Annotated in this window: 19 protein-coding genes; 1 reads left to right on the plus strand and 18 read right to left on the minus strand. The window is 71.1% G+C overall.

Translation table 11 applies throughout. The features are described from left to right. Positions 1-394: 394 nt before the first annotated feature. The 17 genes from ABD437_RS04680 to ABD437_RS04760 form a co-directional block, all read right to left on the minus strand. Positions 395-1,408: an LPXTG cell wall anchor domain-containing protein gene (locus ABD437_RS04680; protein ID WP_344647489.1), complete on the minus strand. Its 1,014-nt coding sequence runs from the start codon at positions 1,406-1,408 to the stop codon at positions 395-397. Between the two features lie 463 nt (positions 1,409-1,871). Beyond that, positions 1,872-2,990, minus strand: a complete 1,119-nt coding sequence (gene prfB / locus ABD437_RS04685; RefSeq protein WP_344647490.1) for a peptide chain release factor 2 — start codon at positions 2,988-2,990, stop codon at positions 1,872-1,874. Positions 2,991-3,126: 136 nt separating this feature from the next. Further along, on the minus strand, positions 3,127-3,651 hold the full coding sequence (locus tag ABD437_RS04690) for a PadR family transcriptional regulator (protein WP_344647491.1): 525 nt from the start codon (positions 3,649-3,651) through the stop codon (positions 3,127-3,129). A 156-nt stretch (positions 3,652-3,807) separates the two neighbouring features. Next, positions 3,808-4,239 (minus strand): pilus assembly protein TadG-related protein, encoded by a 432-nt coding sequence (locus ABD437_RS04695; RefSeq protein ID WP_344647492.1) that lies wholly within the window; start codon positions 4,237-4,239, stop codon positions 3,808-3,810. Then, positions 4,236-4,664 (minus strand): hypothetical protein, encoded by a 429-nt coding sequence (locus ABD437_RS04700; RefSeq protein WP_344647493.1) that lies wholly within the window; start codon positions 4,662-4,664, stop codon positions 4,236-4,238. The genes ABD437_RS04695 and ABD437_RS04700 overlap by 4 nt, the downstream gene beginning before the upstream one ends. A gap of 148 nt (positions 4,665-4,812) precedes the next feature. After that, the gene (locus ABD437_RS04705) at positions 4,813-4,998 is read right to left on the minus strand and encodes a hypothetical protein (protein ID WP_344647494.1); all 186 of its coding nucleotides are present in this window, start codon (positions 4,996-4,998) and stop codon (positions 4,813-4,815) included. A 748-nt stretch (positions 4,999-5,746) separates the two neighbouring features. Further along, on the minus strand, positions 5,747-6,187 hold the full coding sequence (locus ABD437_RS04710; protein ID WP_344647495.1) for a TadE/TadG family type IV pilus assembly protein: 441 nt from the start codon (positions 6,185-6,187) through the stop codon (positions 5,747-5,749). Between the two features lie 676 nt (positions 6,188-6,863). Then, positions 6,864-7,058 (minus strand): hypothetical protein, encoded by a 195-nt coding sequence (locus tag ABD437_RS04715; protein ID WP_344647496.1) that lies wholly within the window; start codon positions 7,056-7,058, stop codon positions 6,864-6,866. Positions 7,059-7,245: 187 nt separating this feature from the next. Beyond that, positions 7,246-7,629, minus strand: coding sequence for a hypothetical protein (locus ABD437_RS04720; RefSeq protein WP_344647497.1), 384 nt, complete (start codon positions 7,627-7,629; stop codon positions 7,246-7,248). A 109-nt stretch (positions 7,630-7,738) separates the two neighbouring features. Next, on the minus strand, positions 7,739-8,104 hold the full coding sequence (gene crcB / locus ABD437_RS04725) for a fluoride efflux transporter CrcB (RefSeq protein WP_344647498.1): 366 nt from the start codon (positions 8,102-8,104) through the stop codon (positions 7,739-7,741). Continuing rightward, complete coding sequence (locus ABD437_RS04730; protein ID WP_344647499.1) at positions 8,101-8,502, minus strand: FluC/FEX family fluoride channel; 402 nt, start codon at positions 8,500-8,502, stop codon at positions 8,101-8,103. The genes crcB and ABD437_RS04730 overlap by 4 nt, the downstream gene beginning before the upstream one ends. A 19-nt stretch (positions 8,503-8,521) precedes the next feature. After that, positions 8,522-9,439 carry a type II secretion system F family protein gene (locus ABD437_RS04735; protein ID WP_344647500.1) on the minus strand — a complete coding sequence of 306 codons (918 nt, stop codon included), beginning with the start codon at positions 9,437-9,439 and terminating at the stop codon, positions 8,522-8,524. Further along, positions 9,436-10,296, minus strand: coding sequence for a type II secretion system F family protein (locus ABD437_RS04740; RefSeq protein ID WP_344647501.1), 861 nt, complete (start codon positions 10,294-10,296; stop codon positions 9,436-9,438). The genes ABD437_RS04735 and ABD437_RS04740 overlap by 4 nt, the downstream gene beginning before the upstream one ends. Continuing rightward, positions 10,296-11,426: a TadA family conjugal transfer-associated ATPase gene (locus tag ABD437_RS04745; RefSeq protein ID WP_344647531.1), complete on the minus strand. Its 1,131-nt coding sequence runs from the start codon at positions 11,424-11,426 to the stop codon at positions 10,296-10,298. The genes ABD437_RS04740 and ABD437_RS04745 overlap by 1 nt, the downstream gene beginning before the upstream one ends. Positions 11,427-11,571: 145 nt before the next feature. Beyond that, positions 11,572-13,239 carry a serine/threonine-protein kinase gene (locus tag ABD437_RS04750; RefSeq protein ID WP_344647502.1) on the minus strand — a complete coding sequence of 556 codons (1,668 nt, stop codon included), beginning with the start codon at positions 13,237-13,239 and terminating at the stop codon, positions 11,572-11,574. Between the two features lie 66 nt (positions 13,240-13,305). Beyond that, complete coding sequence (gene pruA / locus ABD437_RS04755) at positions 13,306-14,928, minus strand: L-glutamate gamma-semialdehyde dehydrogenase (protein ID WP_344647503.1); 1,623 nt, start codon at positions 14,926-14,928, stop codon at positions 13,306-13,308. Between the two features lie 298 nt (positions 14,929-15,226). Beyond that, the gene (locus tag ABD437_RS04760) at positions 15,227-15,460 is read right to left on the minus strand and encodes a hypothetical protein (protein WP_344647504.1); all 234 of its coding nucleotides are present in this window, start codon (positions 15,458-15,460) and stop codon (positions 15,227-15,229) included. Positions 15,461-15,467: 7 nt separating this feature from the next. Between ABD437_RS04760 and ABD437_RS04765 the strand changes: the two genes are divergently transcribed. Further along, complete coding sequence (locus ABD437_RS04765; RefSeq protein ID WP_344647505.1) at positions 15,468-17,795, plus strand: collagen-like domain-containing protein; 2,328 nt, start codon at positions 15,468-15,470, stop codon at positions 17,793-17,795. 200 nt (positions 17,796-17,995) lie between these two features. Here ABD437_RS04765 and ABD437_RS04770 read toward each other — a convergent pair whose 3' ends face one another. Further along, on the minus strand, positions 17,996-18,487 hold the full coding sequence (locus tag ABD437_RS04770) for a DUF6912 family protein (protein ID WP_344647506.1): 492 nt from the start codon (positions 18,485-18,487) through the stop codon (positions 17,996-17,998). Between the last annotated feature and the right edge of the window lies 1 nt (position 18,488).

The raw sequence follows: 18,488 nt of genomic DNA on the forward strand, positions 1-18,488 counted from the left end.
GTTGTGCCCCCAGCACGGTCGGATCGGGGGCGCCGACCTCACACTCTCGTGTCCGGAAGCTGGGAGTTCTTCCTGGGGCCGGTGTGACGGCGGGGGTCGCCGACGGCGGCTCACTCTCCGCGATGACCGTACGTTGCCAATGCTCTGTCATCGAGAACGCAACCCCGGGCGTCCGGAGCCCACCCCGGACCCACCGCAGCGACCTCGGAATTGCTTCCCGAGCCGGTTCAACCGGCCGCGAATTCTTAATGCGGTGATAAGAATCGGCTAGAGATGCGAATAGGTTCGGCGCTTACCAGCAGATCCGCGCAAGCAGTTGGCCCGGCCGCAACGAGGCGGCCGGGCCAACTATTCCTTGCGCTATCGGTCGTGCTACTCGCTAGCGAGCCTTACGTCAGGCGCGCTTCTTGCGGCGGGTGAAGACCACCATGCCGACACCCAGGCCGAGGACCAGCACGGCGGCGGCGATGAGACCACCCAGGCTGGCACCGGTCACGGGCAGGCTGCCCTCTTCGGCGGCCGGCGACGGCGCGGCCTCGTTGTCGTCCCCACCGGAAGCGACCTGGCTGGCGCTGGCGCTCGGGCTGGCCTCGGGAGACGTGGTCTCCTCGGCGTTGTTGTCCTCGTCCTCGCACTTGGTGACGTCGAGGCTCTTCTGGGCCAGCTTCTTGTCGCGGTTCACGACAGCGACCGTGATCTTGGAGAAGTCGAGCTCGCCGTCCTCGGACACCTTGGCCACCGAGCCGGCGTCCTCCTTGTCGAGGTCCTCGGGCAGCGTCAGCGTGTCGCCGGCGTCGACCTTGAACTCCTCGGTCAGCGGGCGGTTGTCGTCCAGCTTGATGAAGACCTTGAAGCGCACCGGCCGGTCAGTCGGGTTGGTGAGCTCGATCGAGAAAGCCTCGCAGCTCAGGACGATCGCGGCCGAAACCTCGTCCTCGCTGGGCTTGTGCGTCGGCTTGGGCGACTCGCCCTTGACCGGGGGCAGCGGCACGTCGACGAACTCGTCGTGCTCGACCTTCTTGCCGTCCTTGCGCCACTCGCCGTGGACGTGGATCTTGGCGACGTCGCGGCCCTGGGCGTCCTTGATGCCCTTGCTGCCCTTGGGCAGGAACTGCTTGCCCTCGATCGTCTCGCCGGCCTCGATCTCGTCGTCGAGTTCCAGCTTGCTGCCCTCGGGCCAGACGACCGTCGTGATCTTCTCGTCGGTCTCCTTGTCCTGGTTCGTCACCGACCATTCGACGACGTACCGACCGTCGACGAACTCAGCGGTGCCCTTGACCAGGTTCTCGGACTTCTCAGCTGCGTTCGCCGGAGCGGCGGACAGCGACATCGCGCCCATGGTCACCAGACCGGTCACCATCGTCGCGGCAAGGCCACGGCGGAGCGCACCGCGTAAGCCTCGGGCCATCTCAAGCACTTCCATTCCCTCGGTGGACATCAAAAGAACATCTGGGAACGACAAAGGACACGCCGTGGACGGGATCAGCGCATACGCCGACCCATAACGTCGTGCCCCCTAGTAGCCGCGATTCCCAGGTACTGCTGGACTCGCTGCTGGTGCCAGACCATACGTTAACAATGAGATGTCACGCCATAGCTATGAGAATGTTGTGTGAGGGATTTAAGAGGCGAGATGGCCCGATGGTTAAGGTGAGCGCGACAACCATTAAGCGTTGTTGACGCATCCACCATCATGTGTCGGAGCACGATGTGACCGCTGGTCGCGCCGGTCGTCGCTGGTCGTGGGTCGACCGGACCATCACCGAGCGCGTCGCCGCGAACGGCGGACACGGGCAAAAACAGGTCTAAGGCAACCTGGACGGAGACGCGGAAAGGTTGACCGCTGGTTAACCGATCGGACGATCAGCTCGTCAGCTCGAGACTTCGGTGTCCTGCTGCCGGCGCCAGCGGATGCCCGCCTCGATGAACCCGTCGATGTCGCCGTCGAACACGGCCTGCGGGTTGCCGGCCTCGAACTGCGTACGCAGGTCCTTGACCATCTGGTACGGGTGGACGACGTACGAACGCATCTGGTTGCCCCAGGAGTTGCCGCCGTCGCCGCGCAGGGCGTCCATCTCGGCCTTCTGCTCCTGACGACGGCGCTCGAGCAGCCGCGCCTGGAGCACCCGCATCGCGGCCGCCCGGTTCTGGATCTGCGACTTCTCGTTCTGGCAGGACACCACGATGCCGGTGGGGATGTGCGTGATGCGCACGGCCGAGTCGGTGGTGTTGACGCTCTGACCACCGGGGCCCGACGAGCGGAACACGTCGATCCGCAGATCGTTCTCCGGGATCTCGACGTGATCGGTGGTCTCCACGACCGGAAGCACCTCGACGCCGGCGAACGACGTCTGGCGGCGACCCTGGTTGTCGTACGGGCTGATGCGGACGAGACGGTGCGTGCCCTGCTCGACCGAGAGCGTGCCGTACGCGTACGGGGCCCGGACGGTGAACGTCGCCGACTTGATGCCGGCCTCTTCCGCGTACGAGGTGTCGTAGACCTCGGTGCTGTAGTGGTGCCGCTCGGCCCAGCGCAGGTACATGCGCAGCAGCATCTCGGCGAAGTCGGCCGCGTCGACGCCGCCGGCCTCGGCCCGGATCGTCACGAGCGCCTCGCGCGGGTCGTAATCACCGGAGAGGAGCGTGCGGACCTCGAGTTCCTCGACCGTCTTCTGGAGGGACTCCACCTCGGCGGCGACCTCCTGCACCGAGCCGGCGTCGTCCTCGGCTTCGGCCATTTCCAGCAGCAACTGCGCGTCGTCGAGACGTTGGCGCAGGCCACCCACCTTGTTGAGCTCGCCCTGGACGAAACTCAGCCGGGACGTGACCTGCTGGGCACGCTCCTGGTCGTCCCAGAGGCCGGGCTCAGCGGCCGCCTCGTTCAGCTCGGCCAACTCCCGCCGGAGCTTGTCGAGGTCGAGCACGGCTTCGACCGAGGTCAGCGTCGTGTCGAGAGCCTTGAGCTCTTCATGAAGGTCGAGGGCAGCCACAGCAGACCAGCCTACGCGGTCCGGGGCACTGCCCGCTCGACCGCGGGCTGCCCTGTGGGGTCAGCACGTCGAAACTTTTCGTTCCCGGCCGAGCGTGATGCCACCCGGTAGTCACGCGCGGCCGGGAACGGTCGGATCAACTCCCGGAGCCGCCGGGAGCGGTGTCGAGCCACTTCAGGATCGACCGCTGGTACTGGATCGCGAATTCCAGCGTCGCGGCCTGGAAGGCGTCATCGCGCTTCTTGACCTCTTTGAGCTCCTCCCGGAGCTCGGCCAGACGCGCGGTGTGCTCCTCCCGACGCTCCGCGTACAGCTCCTGGAGCTGCTGCGGCTTGTGCAAAGACCCGAACGCCGCCCGCAACATGAGCGGATTACGCAGCTGATCGCGCCCCGCGTCCTCACTCAGCCATTTCGCGAACACCCGCTTACCGGACGCGGTGATCGCATAGGGCTGGGAAGAGCGGGGGCCGGGTCTTCCGAGCCGAACGAACCCTCTCTCGGCCAGCACCGGCAGTTCGCGGTATACCTGGCTCCGAGTAGTGGTCCAGAACGGACCCAATCTGTTCTCCGCAGTGGCCATGAGCTGGCCACCTGTCATCGGACCTTCGTGGAGCAGCCCGAGCAGGGCTGCCGCCGTCGCATTGAGACCTTTCTCCGCCATGTTAGCCACGGTGACACGATTCGGGCGGTCGCGCCATACGCCACGCCTTCCAAAGTGGAACCCATCCGAAGTCGGACAGTTCCCAGGTCACCGGGTACGACGTTCTACCCGGGAACGATCCCGGCCAATCGTCGAGAAGCGTCGGTCACAGTCCGATCAGGTGCTCCAGGGTACTCGCGCGGAGCTGATTACGACCCTCTCAATTCCGTCCGGTATACCGAACAATCGTCCGAACGGGAGGACTGCCGTATGCGTACAGACCAGGGTGATCTGATCATTTTGCACGCTCAGACGCGTGATGGCCCCTTCGTTTTGTATACCCCCGAGGTAGGTCCCCAGCTCAGCGGCTAATTGATCGGGGGTGGGATCGGCTCCGTAGACCGCAATTCTGGCGAGTTCGGAGGCGGCGGTGAGGGCGGCGGCGTCGCACCAGCTCTGGAGGTTCCGCTGGGCGAGAAAGGCGCTGGAGGCGGTGGTGGCGCCGGCGATGAGGAGCAGAGCGAGGAGCGTGGAGAGCAGCACGAGCGGCGTGAGGCTGCCTTGGTCCCTGTTTTCTCTGCGGCTGGCCGGCCTCTTGTAGTCACTCATGGTGCGCTCCGGAGGTCGTCCACGTGTACGACGAAGCGCGCCTCAATCGTGTTCTGCCGGGCGTCGAGGAAGGTCGGGACACCGGGCAGGCGGTAGGTGCGACGCACGCAGAACTCGAACCGGGCGCCCGGCCCCAGGGGCGGCGGGTTAACGGAGCTAACCGTGGAGTCGACGGTGAGCCCGTCACAGGACCGGCCGATCGGCCCCCAACGGAGCTCGGCCGGGCCGGTGAGGTTCTGATCATCGAGCGCGAGCCGAACCGCGTAGGTGGCACGCGCCGGTGCGGTGGCCGGATCGTCGGCGGTGACGTAGGCCCGCCCGGCCTCCCGAACGGCCTGAGTGACCGCGAAGGCGTTGCGCTGGATCTCGGACAGGGAGATGGCGAGGTAGAGGAGAGGCACAAGAAGGAGCACGCCGGCGAACACGAACTCCACGGTGGCGGCACCGTGGTCCTGGTGGAGGCGGCATCGCCGCAGGTCCCAGGGCTGGGTTTTCGCGGCCGGAGAGCGCGCCACCGTCGACGACGGACCGGCCGCAGCGGGGCGGCCCGCAGCCGACGGGCGGGTCGGGTTTTCAGAGCGAGGCGCTGCGGCGGCGCTGGCGGAGTTCGCACAGCGCGCTCGCCTCGCAGAACAGGCCGGGCTCGCAGAACAGGCCGGGCTCGCAGAACAGGCCGGGCTCGCAGAACAGGCCGGGCTCGCAGAACAGGCCGGGCTCGCAGAACAGGCCGGGCTCTCGGAGCCGATGGGGCTCGGCCACCCACAAGGCACGGTTGCGGCGCGCGGCGCGACGACAGCGTGGGGCGCTGCCGCAGCGTGAGGCACGACCACAGCTTGGGATGGGAATGGCCGGCGGTCTGAGGTCGCCATCGACGCTTGAGGCGCGGTTGCGGTGTGGCTCGCCATCGGGGCGTGCCCCGCAGTCGCGGGGTGGCGCGGAGCCTCCGGGCGGCCCGACGCATCGACCTCGTCTGCAGACACGGCCGCGGACCTGCGATGGGGCACAGCGGCAATGCTGAGCGCAACTGACGTTCCCGCAGCTGGAGCCTCGGCCACCGAATGAGGCACCGCCTCTACGAAAGGTGCGGCCGCAGCGTGGGGCACAGCGGCAGAAGGTATGGCAGCGGACCACGGCATGGCCACGGCGCGAGGTACAGCGGCAGCTCGCTGCACGGCAGCGGGGAGCGCCAGTCCGGCGGGGCGAAGAACGTCGGCGCAGCGCGGCACACCAGCGCAGCGCGGCACACCAGCGCAGCGCGGCACACCAGCGCAGCGCGGCACACCAGCGCCGTGCGGCTTAGCTGGCGGTGCCGGGGGTGCCGGGGGTGCCGGCGGTGCGGGCAGTGCCGACGGTGCGGGCGGTGCGGGCAGTGCGGGCGGTGCGGGCGGTGCGGGCGGTGCGGGGGGTGCGGGCGGTGTGGGAGGTGCGGGCGGTGCGGGCGGTGCGGGCGGTGCGGGGGGTGCGGGCGGCAGGTGGGGTGGGGCTGCGGGGCGGTGGGGTGGGTGGCTCATTGGGGGCGGCTTTCTTCGACCGCGTGGGCGGTTACGCGGAGGGGGAGGGTGTCGCCTACGGGGGCGAAGAAGACCGGGAGGGCGCCGGCGCACTCCACTGCGACCAGCCGCAGACCACCTTCGCCGAGCTCGTCGCGGCCTATGCAGGTGACTCGCTCGGCGACGCTGGTACCGGCGCCGCGACGCAGGATCTCTTCGGCCCGCTCGGCGCCCTGGCCCACGTCGACATCGGCGTTCGCGGCGAAGCGGGCGCCCTCGGCCGCGCATGCGGCGGCGATGTTGCGCACGTACAGGTAGACGGCCACCTGCAAGACGCCGAGTAGCAGCAGGAGCAGCACCACCGAGACCAGCGCGAACTCCACCACCGCCGACCCACGGTCGCCGCGCACCACCGAAGTCGCCGGAGCCACTGGATGCACCCGGGCCAGCGCGCCCACACGGCGACCCGAGCCCGACCGGTCACCCGAGCCCAACCGGCCACCCGAGCCCACCCGGTCGCCCGAACCCAACCGGCCACCCGAGCCCAACCGGCCACCCGAACTCACTCGCTCGACCGAACCTATTCGCCCGACCGAACCCAGTCGGTCGCCTGAGCTCGCTCGCCCGACCGTGCTCCTCCGCCCAACCGGTGTCGCCCACCGAAGCCAGCCCACCCATCCGTTCGGAGGCACGCGGCCGGCAGAGAGCGCAACGCTGGCAGAGGGCACTGGGACCGCAGAGGGCACTGGCGCCGCAGAGGGCACTGGCACCGCAGAGGGCACTGGCACCGCAGAGGGCACTGGCACCGCAGCGGGCATGCCGCTGACCGAGCCGACCCGGCCACCCGGGCTCACCGAACCAACCACCGGAACCCGGCCAACCAAAGGCACCCGGCCACCCAAAAGCACGCAAGGCGGCCAGGACCATGCCCAAGAGCGGGCACCCCACCGCGGCAGCACCCGGCTAGCCGAGAACACACGGACGCTTGAGAGCACCCGGCCGCCCGCAAGCCCGCGGCCGCCCGAAAACACGCGGCCACCCGAAAACACGCGGGCAACCGAACACACCCCGCGCCCCACCAGCGCCCCCACCATCGAGAACGGCCGGGTCACCGCCACCAAGAACACCGGGAACTCACCGGCCCGTGTCGGAGACCACCTGGTCCAGCGCGTTCTGCACTGCGATCACTATCGCTTCGCGGAACACCGCGAAGACTGCCGCGACCAGGCCGGCGGTCATGACGGTGACCATGACCCAGCCGGGTACGTCGCCGCGATCACCACGCGGGCGGCACGACAGACGGATCCAGAGTCGGGTGGGAGGCAGCATGGGACGCCCTCCGTGCGGTCGACGCGATTCCCAAGGCCCCGCACCAAGCGTACGGACCCCCACCCCACCCCGACGACCGTTCACCCGAACTGTGGATAACCGAACAACCACGAGAAGTGACCACGCACGGAAGCGGTCCCGTTGCGACATGCCGGAGCACGCCGTAACGGGACCGCTAAAGCGAACCTCAGGCCAGCTCAGACGGCCGGCTCACGTCGTTCTCGTCCAGAATCGCGCGGAGCGCGTCCGCCAACCGGTCCGGCGGGATCTCGTCCTCCGGGCTCATCGGCCGGTCCGAGCGCCGGAAGCTGCGCTCCCACCCGTGCCTGCCGTCGGCGAAGACCAGGACGCCGTCGCCGTCACCCTCGACCTCGGTGGCCCAGTAGCGGTCCTGGTGCTGGCCGGTCAGCTCACGCATGAACGAACCGAGTTTGCGTGACGTGCCGGGGTTACCCGCCTCGCCCATCGCGGCGAGGAACGCGTCGACCAGACGGGTGCGTTCGGCCCGTTCCGCTTCGAAGCCGGGCTCGGTCTCCGAGAACCCGTGCTCTTCCTTCCGGACGTCGACCATGGAACTGGCCTCCTTCGTGTTGTCCCTGGTCTCGTGCCCGAACATGCGTCAGCGAAACCTACCCAGCGGGTCACGACCACCGACATAAGACAAGTAAACGACAAAATGTCTAAAGCTGGTCAATAGCCAAAGCCGTCATCAGCCCGACCGCCGCTGCGCCCATCCCGGCACACAGGCTCGCGACGACGTACAGCAGGGCCGCGAACGGTTCGCCGCCGCGGGTCAGCCGGAGGGTGTCGTAGCTGAACGTCGAGTACGTGGTCAGGGCACCGCAGAAGCCGGTGCCGGCCAGAGCGGTCACCGCCGGGGACGCCGGCAACCCGGCCAGGAACCCCAGGAGCAGCGAGCCGACGACGTTCACCGCGAGCGTGCCCCACGGGAACGCGGTGCCGTGCCGGGCCTGGACCGCCCGGTCGGTGAGATACCGCAGCGGCGCGCCGACGGCCGCGCCGAGCGCCACCAGGAGCACGGTCACCGGCGCCGCCGCGCGACCAGGTGAGCGGTGCCGGTGGCCCCGGCCCAGACCGCGACCAACGCGGCGATCACGGTGGCGAGGAAGTAGGCCAGGCCGATCGCCGCCGCGCCGGAGGTCGCGTTGTGGCCGACGTCGATCACGTACGTCGAGAACGTGGTGTACCCGCCGAGCACGCCGACGCCGAGGAACGGCCGCACCAGCCGCTGGTTCGGGTACACCTCGGTGAGCACCACCATGAGGACGCCCATCAGCAGGCAGCCGGACACGTTGACGACGAACGTCGACCAGGCGAACTGCCCCGGCCCGTGCGGCCACGCGACCGAGAGGCCGTAGCGGGCCAGCGCGCCGATCACCCCACCGGCGGACACCACCGCGACGACCTGCTTCTCCCCCGGCACGAGGCAACGTTAGCGTCCCTCATTGCGTCAGCAGGCTGATCGAGACCAGGCCCGGGTAGAGGGCGAAGAGCACGGTGACCGGCAGGATCAGAAAGACGACCGGCACCATCATCGCGATCTCCCGGCGTCCGCCGGCTTCGAGCAGGGCGCGGTGACCCGCCTCGCGGACGTCGGACGCCTGGGCGCGGAGCACCTCGGCGAGCGGCGTGCCCCGGTCGAGGGCGATGACGAAGCCGTCGACGAACCGGACCAGCGGCTCCAGCGCGGTGCGGTCCGCCAGCTCCTCGAGTGCGGTGGTCAGGCCCGCGCCCGATCGGCTCTCCTCCAGCACCCGGGTCAGTTCGCGGCCCAGCTCGCCGCGGCAGGCCGCGCTCACCCGGCGGAGCGCGGCGGTGGGGGACTCGCCCGCGGTGACGGCGAGCGCGAGGAGCTCGGCGATCACCGGGAGCTCCGCGCGGAGCGCCTCGGTGCGGCGCCGGACCTGGATCGAGAGCCACCAGTCGCGACCGAGGCCACCCGCCAGCGCACCGATCGGGGTGAGCAGGACGAGCCCCACGCCGCCGCCCAGCGCGCCACCGCTGACCGCACCGGCGAGCAGCCCGGCGGCGGCCCACCGCACCTGCTCGGCCCGGAACGCCGCCACCGGACCGGGCCGCCCCGCCGCCGACAGCCGCCGTTGGATCCCCGCGCCGCCGGGCAACAATCGGGCGACCCCGTCCGTCAGGGCGCGCCCGGCCACCGCCCACTCCCTCGGGTGTCGTCCCGGCCGCGCTTCGGAGCCGCCGGGGTTCAGCGCCGCCCGCGACAGCTCGGCGCGACCCACGTAGGGGGCCAGACGATCGTCGAGACGGGGGTGGCGTGCCGGTGGGCCGCCCCGCACCACCAGCACGACCCCGAGCGCGAACACGAGCCCCAGCAGCGCCCCGACGGTGGTCACGCCAGCACCCGCCGATCGGTCGGCAGCCGCCCGATCCGGAGCATCAGGCGGTAGGCCAGCACGGTGACCGCGCCGCCGAGCGCGAGCAGCACCCGACCGGACGTGCTGTCGAAGACGCCGAGCGTGGTGGACTGGGCCGCCAGCAGGAGCAGCACGAGCCAGGGTGCGGCCACCGCGAGGCGGGCCGCGTTCACGGTCCACCCCTGACGGGTCTCGAGCTCGGCCCGGATGCGGGCGTCCGCGCGCAGGAAGCCCGACAGCGTGCGCAGCAGCCGACCCAGATCGGTGCCGCCGACCTCGCGGGCGACGCGCAGCGCTTCGCAGATGCGGTCGGCCACCGGGTCGGCCAGGTCGTCCTTGAGGCGGTCGAGGCAGAGCAGGAACTGGCCGGTGGCCCGGTGGTCGGCGGCGAACCGGGCGAACGCCGGCCGCAGCGGCGCCGGGCCGCGGTCGGCGAGTGCCGCCACCGCCTCCGGCAGCGACAGGCCGGCCCGGACGGCCGACGCCAGGTTGTCGACCACGTCCGGCCAGGCGTCACGCAGCGCACGCACCCGCGCCGCACGCAGCCGCCGGACCAGCGCGACCGGCGCCAGGTAGCCGAACACCGCGAAGCACGTCGCCACCGAGGTGCTGGCGGTGACCACGAACGCCACCGCACCCGCCACCAGCCCGGCGACGACCTGGGCCGCCACGAGCTGCGCCGGCCCGACCTCCACCAACCCGGCGGCACGCAACAGCTCCCGCCGCCCGCCACCCCGGCGCCCGGCTCGCCTGGGCACTCTCCGGGCGCCGGGGAAGACGCGACGCAGGAGCAGCACGAGGCCGCAGCCGAACACGAACCCCAGCAACGCACCCATCACGCGGCCCCCGCCAGCAGGGCGGGCAGATCGACGCCGGCGCGGGCGTAGCGCTCGCCGTGGGATGGGAAGCCGTCGCGGCGGGCCAGCCCGTCACGTGTGGTGGAGAAGATCTCCGCGGTCTCGACCGCGCCGTCGCCGGTGCGGCCGCCCACCGCGACGATCTCCCGGACGCGACGCTCACCGGCCGCCGTGAGCTCCACGTGCACGACCAGATCGACGCAGGTGGCCACGGTCGGGACGACGAACGACGGGTGCACGTTCACCCCGGCCAGCAGCGGGAGCGTGCAGAGCTTGGTGACGGCCTGGCGGGCGGAGTTGGCGTGCACCGAGCAGAGGCCGGGCAGCCCGGCGTTGAGCGCCAGCAGCAGATCGAGCGCCTCGGCCTGCCGTACCTCACCGACGATCAAGCGATCCGGACGCATCCGGAGCGCCTCGGTGACCAGGCGACGCAGCGGGATCTCGCCGGTGCCCTCGAGGTTGGGCTGCCGGGTCTGGAGCGCGACCCAGTCGGGGTGGTGGCGCAGCTGCAGTTCGAAGACTTCTTCGCAGCTGATCACGCGCTCGCGGGCCGGGATGGCGCCGGCCAGGCAGTTGAGCAGCGTGGTCTTCCCCGTTTGCGTGCCGCCGCTGACGATGACGTTGACGCCGGCCACCACGGACGCCTCGAGGAAACGGGCCGCGTGCGGGGTGAGCGTGCCCAGCGCCACCGCCTCGACCAGCGAATGCGCCCGCGCGACGAACTTACGGATGTTGACAGCCCAGTGCTCACGCGTGACGTCGGGGATCACGACGTGCAGCCGCGATCCGTCGCTCAGCATCGCGTCGACAAAAGGCGTGGACAGATCCACGCGCCGGCCGCTGTGCTCCAACGCACGCTGCACCAGTTCCTCGACCTGGCCGGACGCGAGGATCGTGGTGGTGAGCTCGGACCGGCCGCCGCGCGCGACGAACACCCGGCCCGGGCCGTTGACCCAGATCTCCTCGACCGTCGGGTCGTCGAGGAAGCGCTGGAGCGGACCGAGCCCGGCCACCGCGTCGAGCACGGCCTGGCGCGTCTCGGACGGAGCGAGCGGTGAGGTGGCGAGCACCTCGTCGATCAGGACGCCGACGGCGGCGGGATCACCCATCGGGTCGACGCCGCGGCGACGTACGAGATCACGAACCTGTTGCTCGACGCTCTCCACCACACCTCCCGGCCCGTTCCGCTACGCCGACGGTAGCGAGCACGGAACCGGGAGTGACGAAGTTCAGTCGCCGCTGTGGATAACCCGGTCAGTTGATGGGCTGGCCGATTTCTCCGCCGTTGGACGGCATCGAGGTCGGCATCGGGTTCGAGGGTGCGTTCGTCTGGTCGGGCTCGGGAACGACCGGCACACCGGAGGGCCCGGTCGAGGGCAGCTGGTTGCCCGGCTGCGTCGGCGCCGCGCTGGGCGTCTGGCTCGGGGACGGCTTGGCCGGTTGCGTCGACGGTGCGGTCGAGGGCTTGGGGTCGGCTTCGTCGCCCGACGATCCGAGCACGGCGATCGCGCCGCCCACCGCGCCGAGCACGACGAGGAGCAGGATCACCAGGCCGACGACCAGCGGCCAGCGCTTCTTCTTCGGCGGTTCCTGGCGGGGCGGGATGGTGCCGGCCGGGAACGCCCAGCGCGGCGGCGAGAGCGTGTCGTCGAACGACGGCGGTTTCGCCCCGGAATCAGCCGGCGGACCGGCCGGGAAAACATTCGTCGGCGCCAGGCCACCGGACGGCGGCTGACCGTACCCCCCGGACGGCGGCGGCGGTAACGGCGCACCCGGAGCGGGTGAATCCCACCCCGGCGTCCCGTTCGACGGTGACCCCGAAAGGTCCGGCTCCGACGGCCCTACCATTGCGAATGCCTCTCCCGGTCGAGTTCCGCTCGGTGATACGGGCGCAGCCGCACCGACGAGCTCCGGCGTGAACGCCGGCGCCGGCTCAGGCTCCGGCAACGCCAGCGTAGGGTTCGGCCGCACCTGCGGCCGCGCCACGGTCGGCTGTGCGACCGGAGAAACCGCCAGCACCGACGTGACCCGCTCGTCCGGTTCCACTCCCCCGGTGATCGACTCGACCACCGGCACCGCCCGGAAGTGCGGCGTGCCCTCCGGGAGCGGCGTCGCCGCCGCCGTACCGGCCAGTTCGGGCGCGACCGCGCGCAGATCGGCCGCGAACGCCTCGGCCGTCGGCCGCCGGGCCGGGTCGCGGTGCAGGCTCGCCGCCAGCACCGGACGCACCGCGTCGGGCACCGCGTCGGTCCAGACCGGTTCCGAGTTGAGGTGCCGTTTCATCACCTCGGCCGACGTCCCGCCCCGGTACGGAGTGGTGCCGGTCAGCAGCTCGTAGAGCACGATGCCGAGCCCGTAGACGTCGCTCGCGGGAATCGACGCGTGGCCGCCGACGACCTCCGGCGCGATGTACTCGGGCGTGCCGTAGCTGAGCTTCGCCGGGCCGTGCACCAGGCGCGACACCCCGAAGTCGGCCAGCCTGATCGAGCCGCCGTCCGCGGGCACCAGCACGTTCGCCGGTTTCACGTCGGCGTGGACGATGCCGGCCCCGTGCGCGGCGGCCAGCGCGTCGGCGATCGTCGCGGCCATCAGCACGGCCGACGTCGGCGCGAGCGCGCCGGCCACCGCGAGCGTGTGCCGCAGGTCGGCCCCGTCCACCAGATCCATCACGAGGCTGATCTGCTCGCCCTCCACGACCAGGTCACGGATCCGGACGACGGCCGGGTGCTGGATCGACGTCAGTACCCGCCGTTCACGCAGGAAGCGGTCGACGACGTCGGCGTCGGTGGCCAGCTCGGCCCGGATCTGCTTCGCGGCGACCAGCTCCCCGGTCGCCAGCACCCGCGCGCGCCACACCGAACCCGTGGCACCGCCGGCGATCTTCTCCACCAGCTCGTATCGGCTGCCCAGTGGCGTGGTCATGTGACCGAGTATGCAAACCCCCCGCACCAGGGGTCTCCCGAATTCGTGCCACTTCAGGCGCGCGAGTCACTCACCCGACAGCATGTGCGGGTAGCGATGATCGGTCGCGGGCGCGAACGTCTCCTTGATCGTGCGCGGCGACACCCAGCGCAGCAGGTTCAGGATCGATCCGGCCTTGTCGTTCGTGCCGGACGCCCGCGCACCGCCGAACGGCTGCTGCCCGACGACCGCCCCGGTCGGCTTGTCGTTCAGGTAGAAGTTGCCGGCCGCGAACCGCAGCCGCTCCGACGCCGTCACCAGTGCCTCGCGATCACGCGCGAAGATCGAGCCGGTCAGCGCGTACGGGGTGTCCGCCGCGAGGTCCAGCACGGCGTCGAAATCGTCGTACACGTGGACGCCGAGCACCGGGCCGAAGTACTCGGTGCGGAACAGCTCGTGGTTCGGGTCGGCGCTCTCGACCACGGTGGGCCGGACGAAGTACCCCACGGAGTCGTCGGTCTGTCCGCCGGCCAGCACGGTGCACTCGGACGAGAGCTTCCCGAGCACGTCACGCAGCCGGTCGAACGCCCGCCGATCGATCACCGCACCACCGAAGTACCGGAAGTCGCGCACGTCGCCGTACTCCAGTTCGGAGACGGTCGCCGCCAACCGGTCACGCAGGCCGCCCTCCCAGAGCGACCGCGGCACGTACGCCCGCGAGGCCGCCGAGCACTTCTGCCCCTGGTACTCGAACGCCCCACGTACGAGCGCGGTGTGCAGCGCGTCCGGATCCGCCGACGGATGCGCCACCACGAAGTCCTTGCCGCCGGTCTCGCCGACGAGCCGCGGGTACGCGGCGTACCGGTCGAGGTGGCGCCCGACCGTCTCCCACAGGTACCGGAACGTCCTGGTCGAGCCGGTGAAGTGGATTCCGGCCAGGTCCCGATGGGTCAGCGCCACCTCGGAGACCGCCGCGCCGTCGCCGGTCACCAGGTTGATGACGCCCGGCGGCAGCCCGGCCTCCTCGAGGATCCGCATGAAGTAGTGCGCCGACAACTGCTGCGTCGGCGACGGCTTCCAGAGCACCGTGTTGCCCATCAGGGCCGGCGCGGTGGGGAGGTTGCCGGCGATCGCGGTGAAGTTGAACGGGGTGATCGCGAGGACGAAACCCTCGAGCGGGCGGTGGTCGAACTGGTTCCAGGTACCCGCGCTCGACGACGGCTGCTCGGCGAGGACACGTTCGCCGTAGTGCACGTTGAAGCGCAGGAAGTCGATCAGCTCGCACGCGGAGTCGATCTCGGCCTGCTGGACGGTCTTCGACTGGCCGAGCATGGTCGCGGCGTTGAGCACGTCACGCCACGGCCCGGACACGAGGTCGGCCGCCCGGAGGAAAATCGCCGCCCGATCGGCGTAGGACATCCGCTGCCACGCCGGGGCAGCCTTGGATGCAGCACCGATCGCATCGGCTACGTCGCTCCGCGTAGCCTGCCGCAGGGTTCCGAGGAGGTGGGCATGCGAATGCGGTTGCACCACCGGCACTTCGTCGCCGCCACCCCACCGGGACACGCCACCGATCGTCTGGGTGAGGTCTTCGCGCTGGTCGTCCAGGCGGTCGATGGCCGAACGCAGCGACGCTCTCTCCGCGCTCCCGGGCGCGTAGGTACGAACTGGCTCGTTCACCGGCTCGGGTACCCGGGTGACGCCGTCCATTCGGTCACCTCCGGCTCGTCCCAGTGGAGAATTCCACTGTATCGGGCGCGCTTCTGCCCCTATCCAGCCGCTTTGGGGATCAATCGGCTATGGGGCAGACTGCCGAGTGCCGATTGCCGCTACCTAAGATGCGCCTGAAGACCGTGTCCGCTCCTGCTCAGAAGGGAGTCGACGTGGAGTCCGGCCCTGCGCCCGCCCACCCGCTCACCGAACCCGGTCGAACCACCGTCCAGTTATTGGTCGCCTCGTCGGCAGTACTAGCTCTCATACAGCTGGTCGCCGCGACTTCCGTCGACGTCTACAACGGGGAGAGAGCAGGGTGGTGGATCGCGATCCAGGGCGCGACCGTCGCGTTCGCGGCCGCGTTCGCCGGAGCGGCGGCTAGCGCCAGCGGCGCCTCGTGGCGACGTGCCCAGCAGAAGTCGTCGAGCACCACACCCGGCAGCCTCGGCACCGGTATCGCGGCGGCGAGCGTCGCCGGTGCCGTGTTCTCGATGCTGTGCTGGGCGTCCACGTCGCTCGGTGACGCCACCTACCCGATGGTCGTCGCGGTGTTCGTCGCCGCGATGCTCGGCGGGGTGGTCGGCGCCGTCCGCGTCGGCGGCGCCGTGCTCGGCGGCTTGGTGTCCACGTTCGCCGCCACGCTGGTCAACCTGGTCGGCCAGGCGCTGATCAGGCTGTTCACCTCGGGCGACGCCGAGAGCGGCATCCCGCTCGGCCTCAGCGCCGCCAACTGGGGCGTCGCCGCCGTCGTCGGCTCGGTGGCCGGCGTGTGGTGGCTCTCGCGCCGCCGTCAGCGCAGCTGGTGGTCGCACTGGTCGATCGTCGGGCTGTTCCCGGTGATGCTGGTGGGCATCGGCGACTTCGCCGAGCTGCTGGCGTGGCTCATGGTCGACGACCCGGAGAAGGGCGAGGCCCTCGGCCAGGCCGTGGCCGGGCACGTCACGCAACTCGTGGTGATGGCCGTCGTCGGCGGTGCCGCCGCCGTCGTGGCCGGCCGGGCCCTCCGGGCCCACCCCGAGTGGCTGGTCCGCCCCCAGCCCGCCCGCGTTCCCACGGATACCGACGCCCTGAGGGCGGACATCTCCGCACCGCCCACCGCGCTGCACGACGAGTTCGCCGAGCTGGCGGAACGTGCGGCGCAGGCGCGGGAAGCCGAGCTCGCCCGGGAGGCGATGCTCGACGACGACGAGCCCGAGCTGGACCTGACGCCTGAGCAGGCCCAGTTGATCGCGCTGGCCGACCGCGCGGTCGAGGCCCGTGAGGCGGAACTGGCCCGCGAGGCCGGGCGCCCGGTTCCGCCGGCTCAGTCCGAGCGGGCGGTTCGCGCCGCCGAGGCCGAGCGTGCTGCGCAGGCTGAAGAGGTTCAGCGGGCTGCGCAGGCTGAAGAGGCCCAGCGTGCTGCGCAGGTGGAGCGAGCTGCGCAGGCCGCCGAGGCTGCTCAGGCCGCCGAGGCCGAGCGCGCCGCGGAGGCTGAGCGCGCTGCTCGTGCGGCGGAGGCCGAGCGGGTTCGCATGGCGGAGGTTGAGCGGGCTCGGGCAGAAGAGGCTCGAGCCGCTGCGGAGGCCGAGCGTGCCCGGGCTGCGGAGGCTCAGGCTGCGCGGGTTGAGCAGGCGCGGGTTGCCGAGGCGGAGCAGCAGGCGCAGGCTCAGCGGGCGGCACAGGAGTTGGCTCAGTGGGCGGCGCAGGCTGAGCTGGCCCAGCAAGCGGGGCAGGCACGGCAAAGCGAGCCCGCGAACCGGGCTCAGGGGGTCGAGCAGGCCCAACCGGCGCACGATGCCGAGCGGACGCAGGCTGAGCGTGCGCAGGAGGCTGAGCGGGCTTGGCAGGCCGAGCGGCTTCGCGCGGCGCAGGCGGCGCCTCCGGTGGAGTCGACCGGGCAGGCTGACCAGGCCCAGACGGCGAGGCTGGCGGCCTTGATCCGGGCCGCTCAGGCTTCGGAGCGGGCCGCGCAGGAGCATCCGACGCAGACCGCGGAGTTGGCCGAGCGCTTCGACCGGGCCCAGCGGCTCGAGCAGGCTCAGCAAGCGGCGTTGGCGCGTCGGTCGAACGAAGCTCAGCGGCCGGTGCCGTCTCCCCTCGCCGGGTCCGAGGCGCCGACCCAGCCCATCCCGACCCTCCCGGGACGGCCTACGAGCCCGGCGCAGTCGCCTGAATCGTCGAGTCCGACCGCTCCGACCGCCGGAACTGGCCCGACGGGCGGAACTCGCCCGGCAGACGGAACTGACCCGGCAGGCAAAGCTGGCCTGACCGGCGAAGCTGGCCTGACCGGCGAAGCTGGCCTAACCGGCGAAGCTGGCCTAACCGGCGAAGCTGGCCTAACCGGCGAAGCTGGCCTAACCGGCGAAGCTGGCCTGACCGGCGGAGCTGGCCTGACCGGCGGAGCCGGCCTGACCGGCGGAGCTGGCCTGACCGGCGAAGCTGGCCCGATAGGCGGAGCTGCGCCGGCAGGTGCGGAGCCCGTTAGCGGAGCCGAACCGGCTCGTGGTGCTGAACCGGCTGGTGGAGCCAACCTGACGCACGGCACCTACTCGACCGGTAGGACCGAGCAGGGCGGGGTGGAGCCGACGGAAGCGGCCGAGCCCACTGGCGCATCGGGGGTGGCGAGCCAGCCGCTTCCGCAGCGTCCGACCGCGGCGCCGACGGTGGCGCCGGACCAACCGACCGTGCCGATCCCGACGCAGCCGGTGCCGGGCCAGCAGGACGGCGGCTCGTCCGATGAGCCCGAGGTGAACGAGGACACCGACTCGGACACCACCGTGCCGATCCCCGTCCCCACACGGCCGTCGGCCTTCCGGAACGGCAACGGCTCGGTCCACACCAACCTGACCGCGCTGATCCCGACCCAGCCACACCGCCCCGACTGACCCACCCCGCCCCGGGGCCGCCGATCAACCGGCCCCGGGGCAACACCCCACCGACACTGGGCCGCCAACCAGCGCCGGCGGAGCGGCGCCGGGCGGCAACGAGCGGCAACGAGCGGCAACGAGCGGCAACGAGCGGCAACGAGCGGCAACGAGCGGCAACGAGCGGCAACGAGCGGCAACGAGCGGCAACGAGCCCAGGCCTAGCTCAACAGCTGGGGAATCTCCTGCACCGCGTACCACTCCAGCTCGTGATCTTCCGTGCCGTCGACCGTGAACTGGGCGTCCTCGTCCCCCAGATCGGCCTCCATGATCACCTTTGCGGCGGCGGCTACGTCCGGCTCGGCGTCCGCGCCGTCCACGTGCACGGACGCCAGGCGGTCCAGCGGGATCGGCACCGTGCTGCGCACCACCGCGCGGTCCAGGTCGGGGTGCAGGGTCACCTCGTGGTCCGGCACGTCGGCGGACAACACGACCCGGCGGCGGGGGGCCAGCGGGTCGGCGTCCAGGAGGCGCAGGGCGGCCCGGGCGGCCTGGGTGAACGCCGCGTACTCCAGCACCTCTTCGTCGTCGTCGAGGTACCACTCGCGCAGCGCGGGCGTGACCGCGAACCCGGTCAGCGGCGCGGGACCCACCGCCGAGTCAGCATCGATTTCGCGAAGCATCGCCAACGTCGCCGGTAGGTAGATCCGCATC

This window comes from Cryptosporangium japonicum (assembly GCF_039524755.1).
Taxonomy (GTDB): Bacteria; Actinomycetota; Actinomycetes; order Mycobacteriales; family Cryptosporangiaceae; genus Cryptosporangium; species Cryptosporangium japonicum.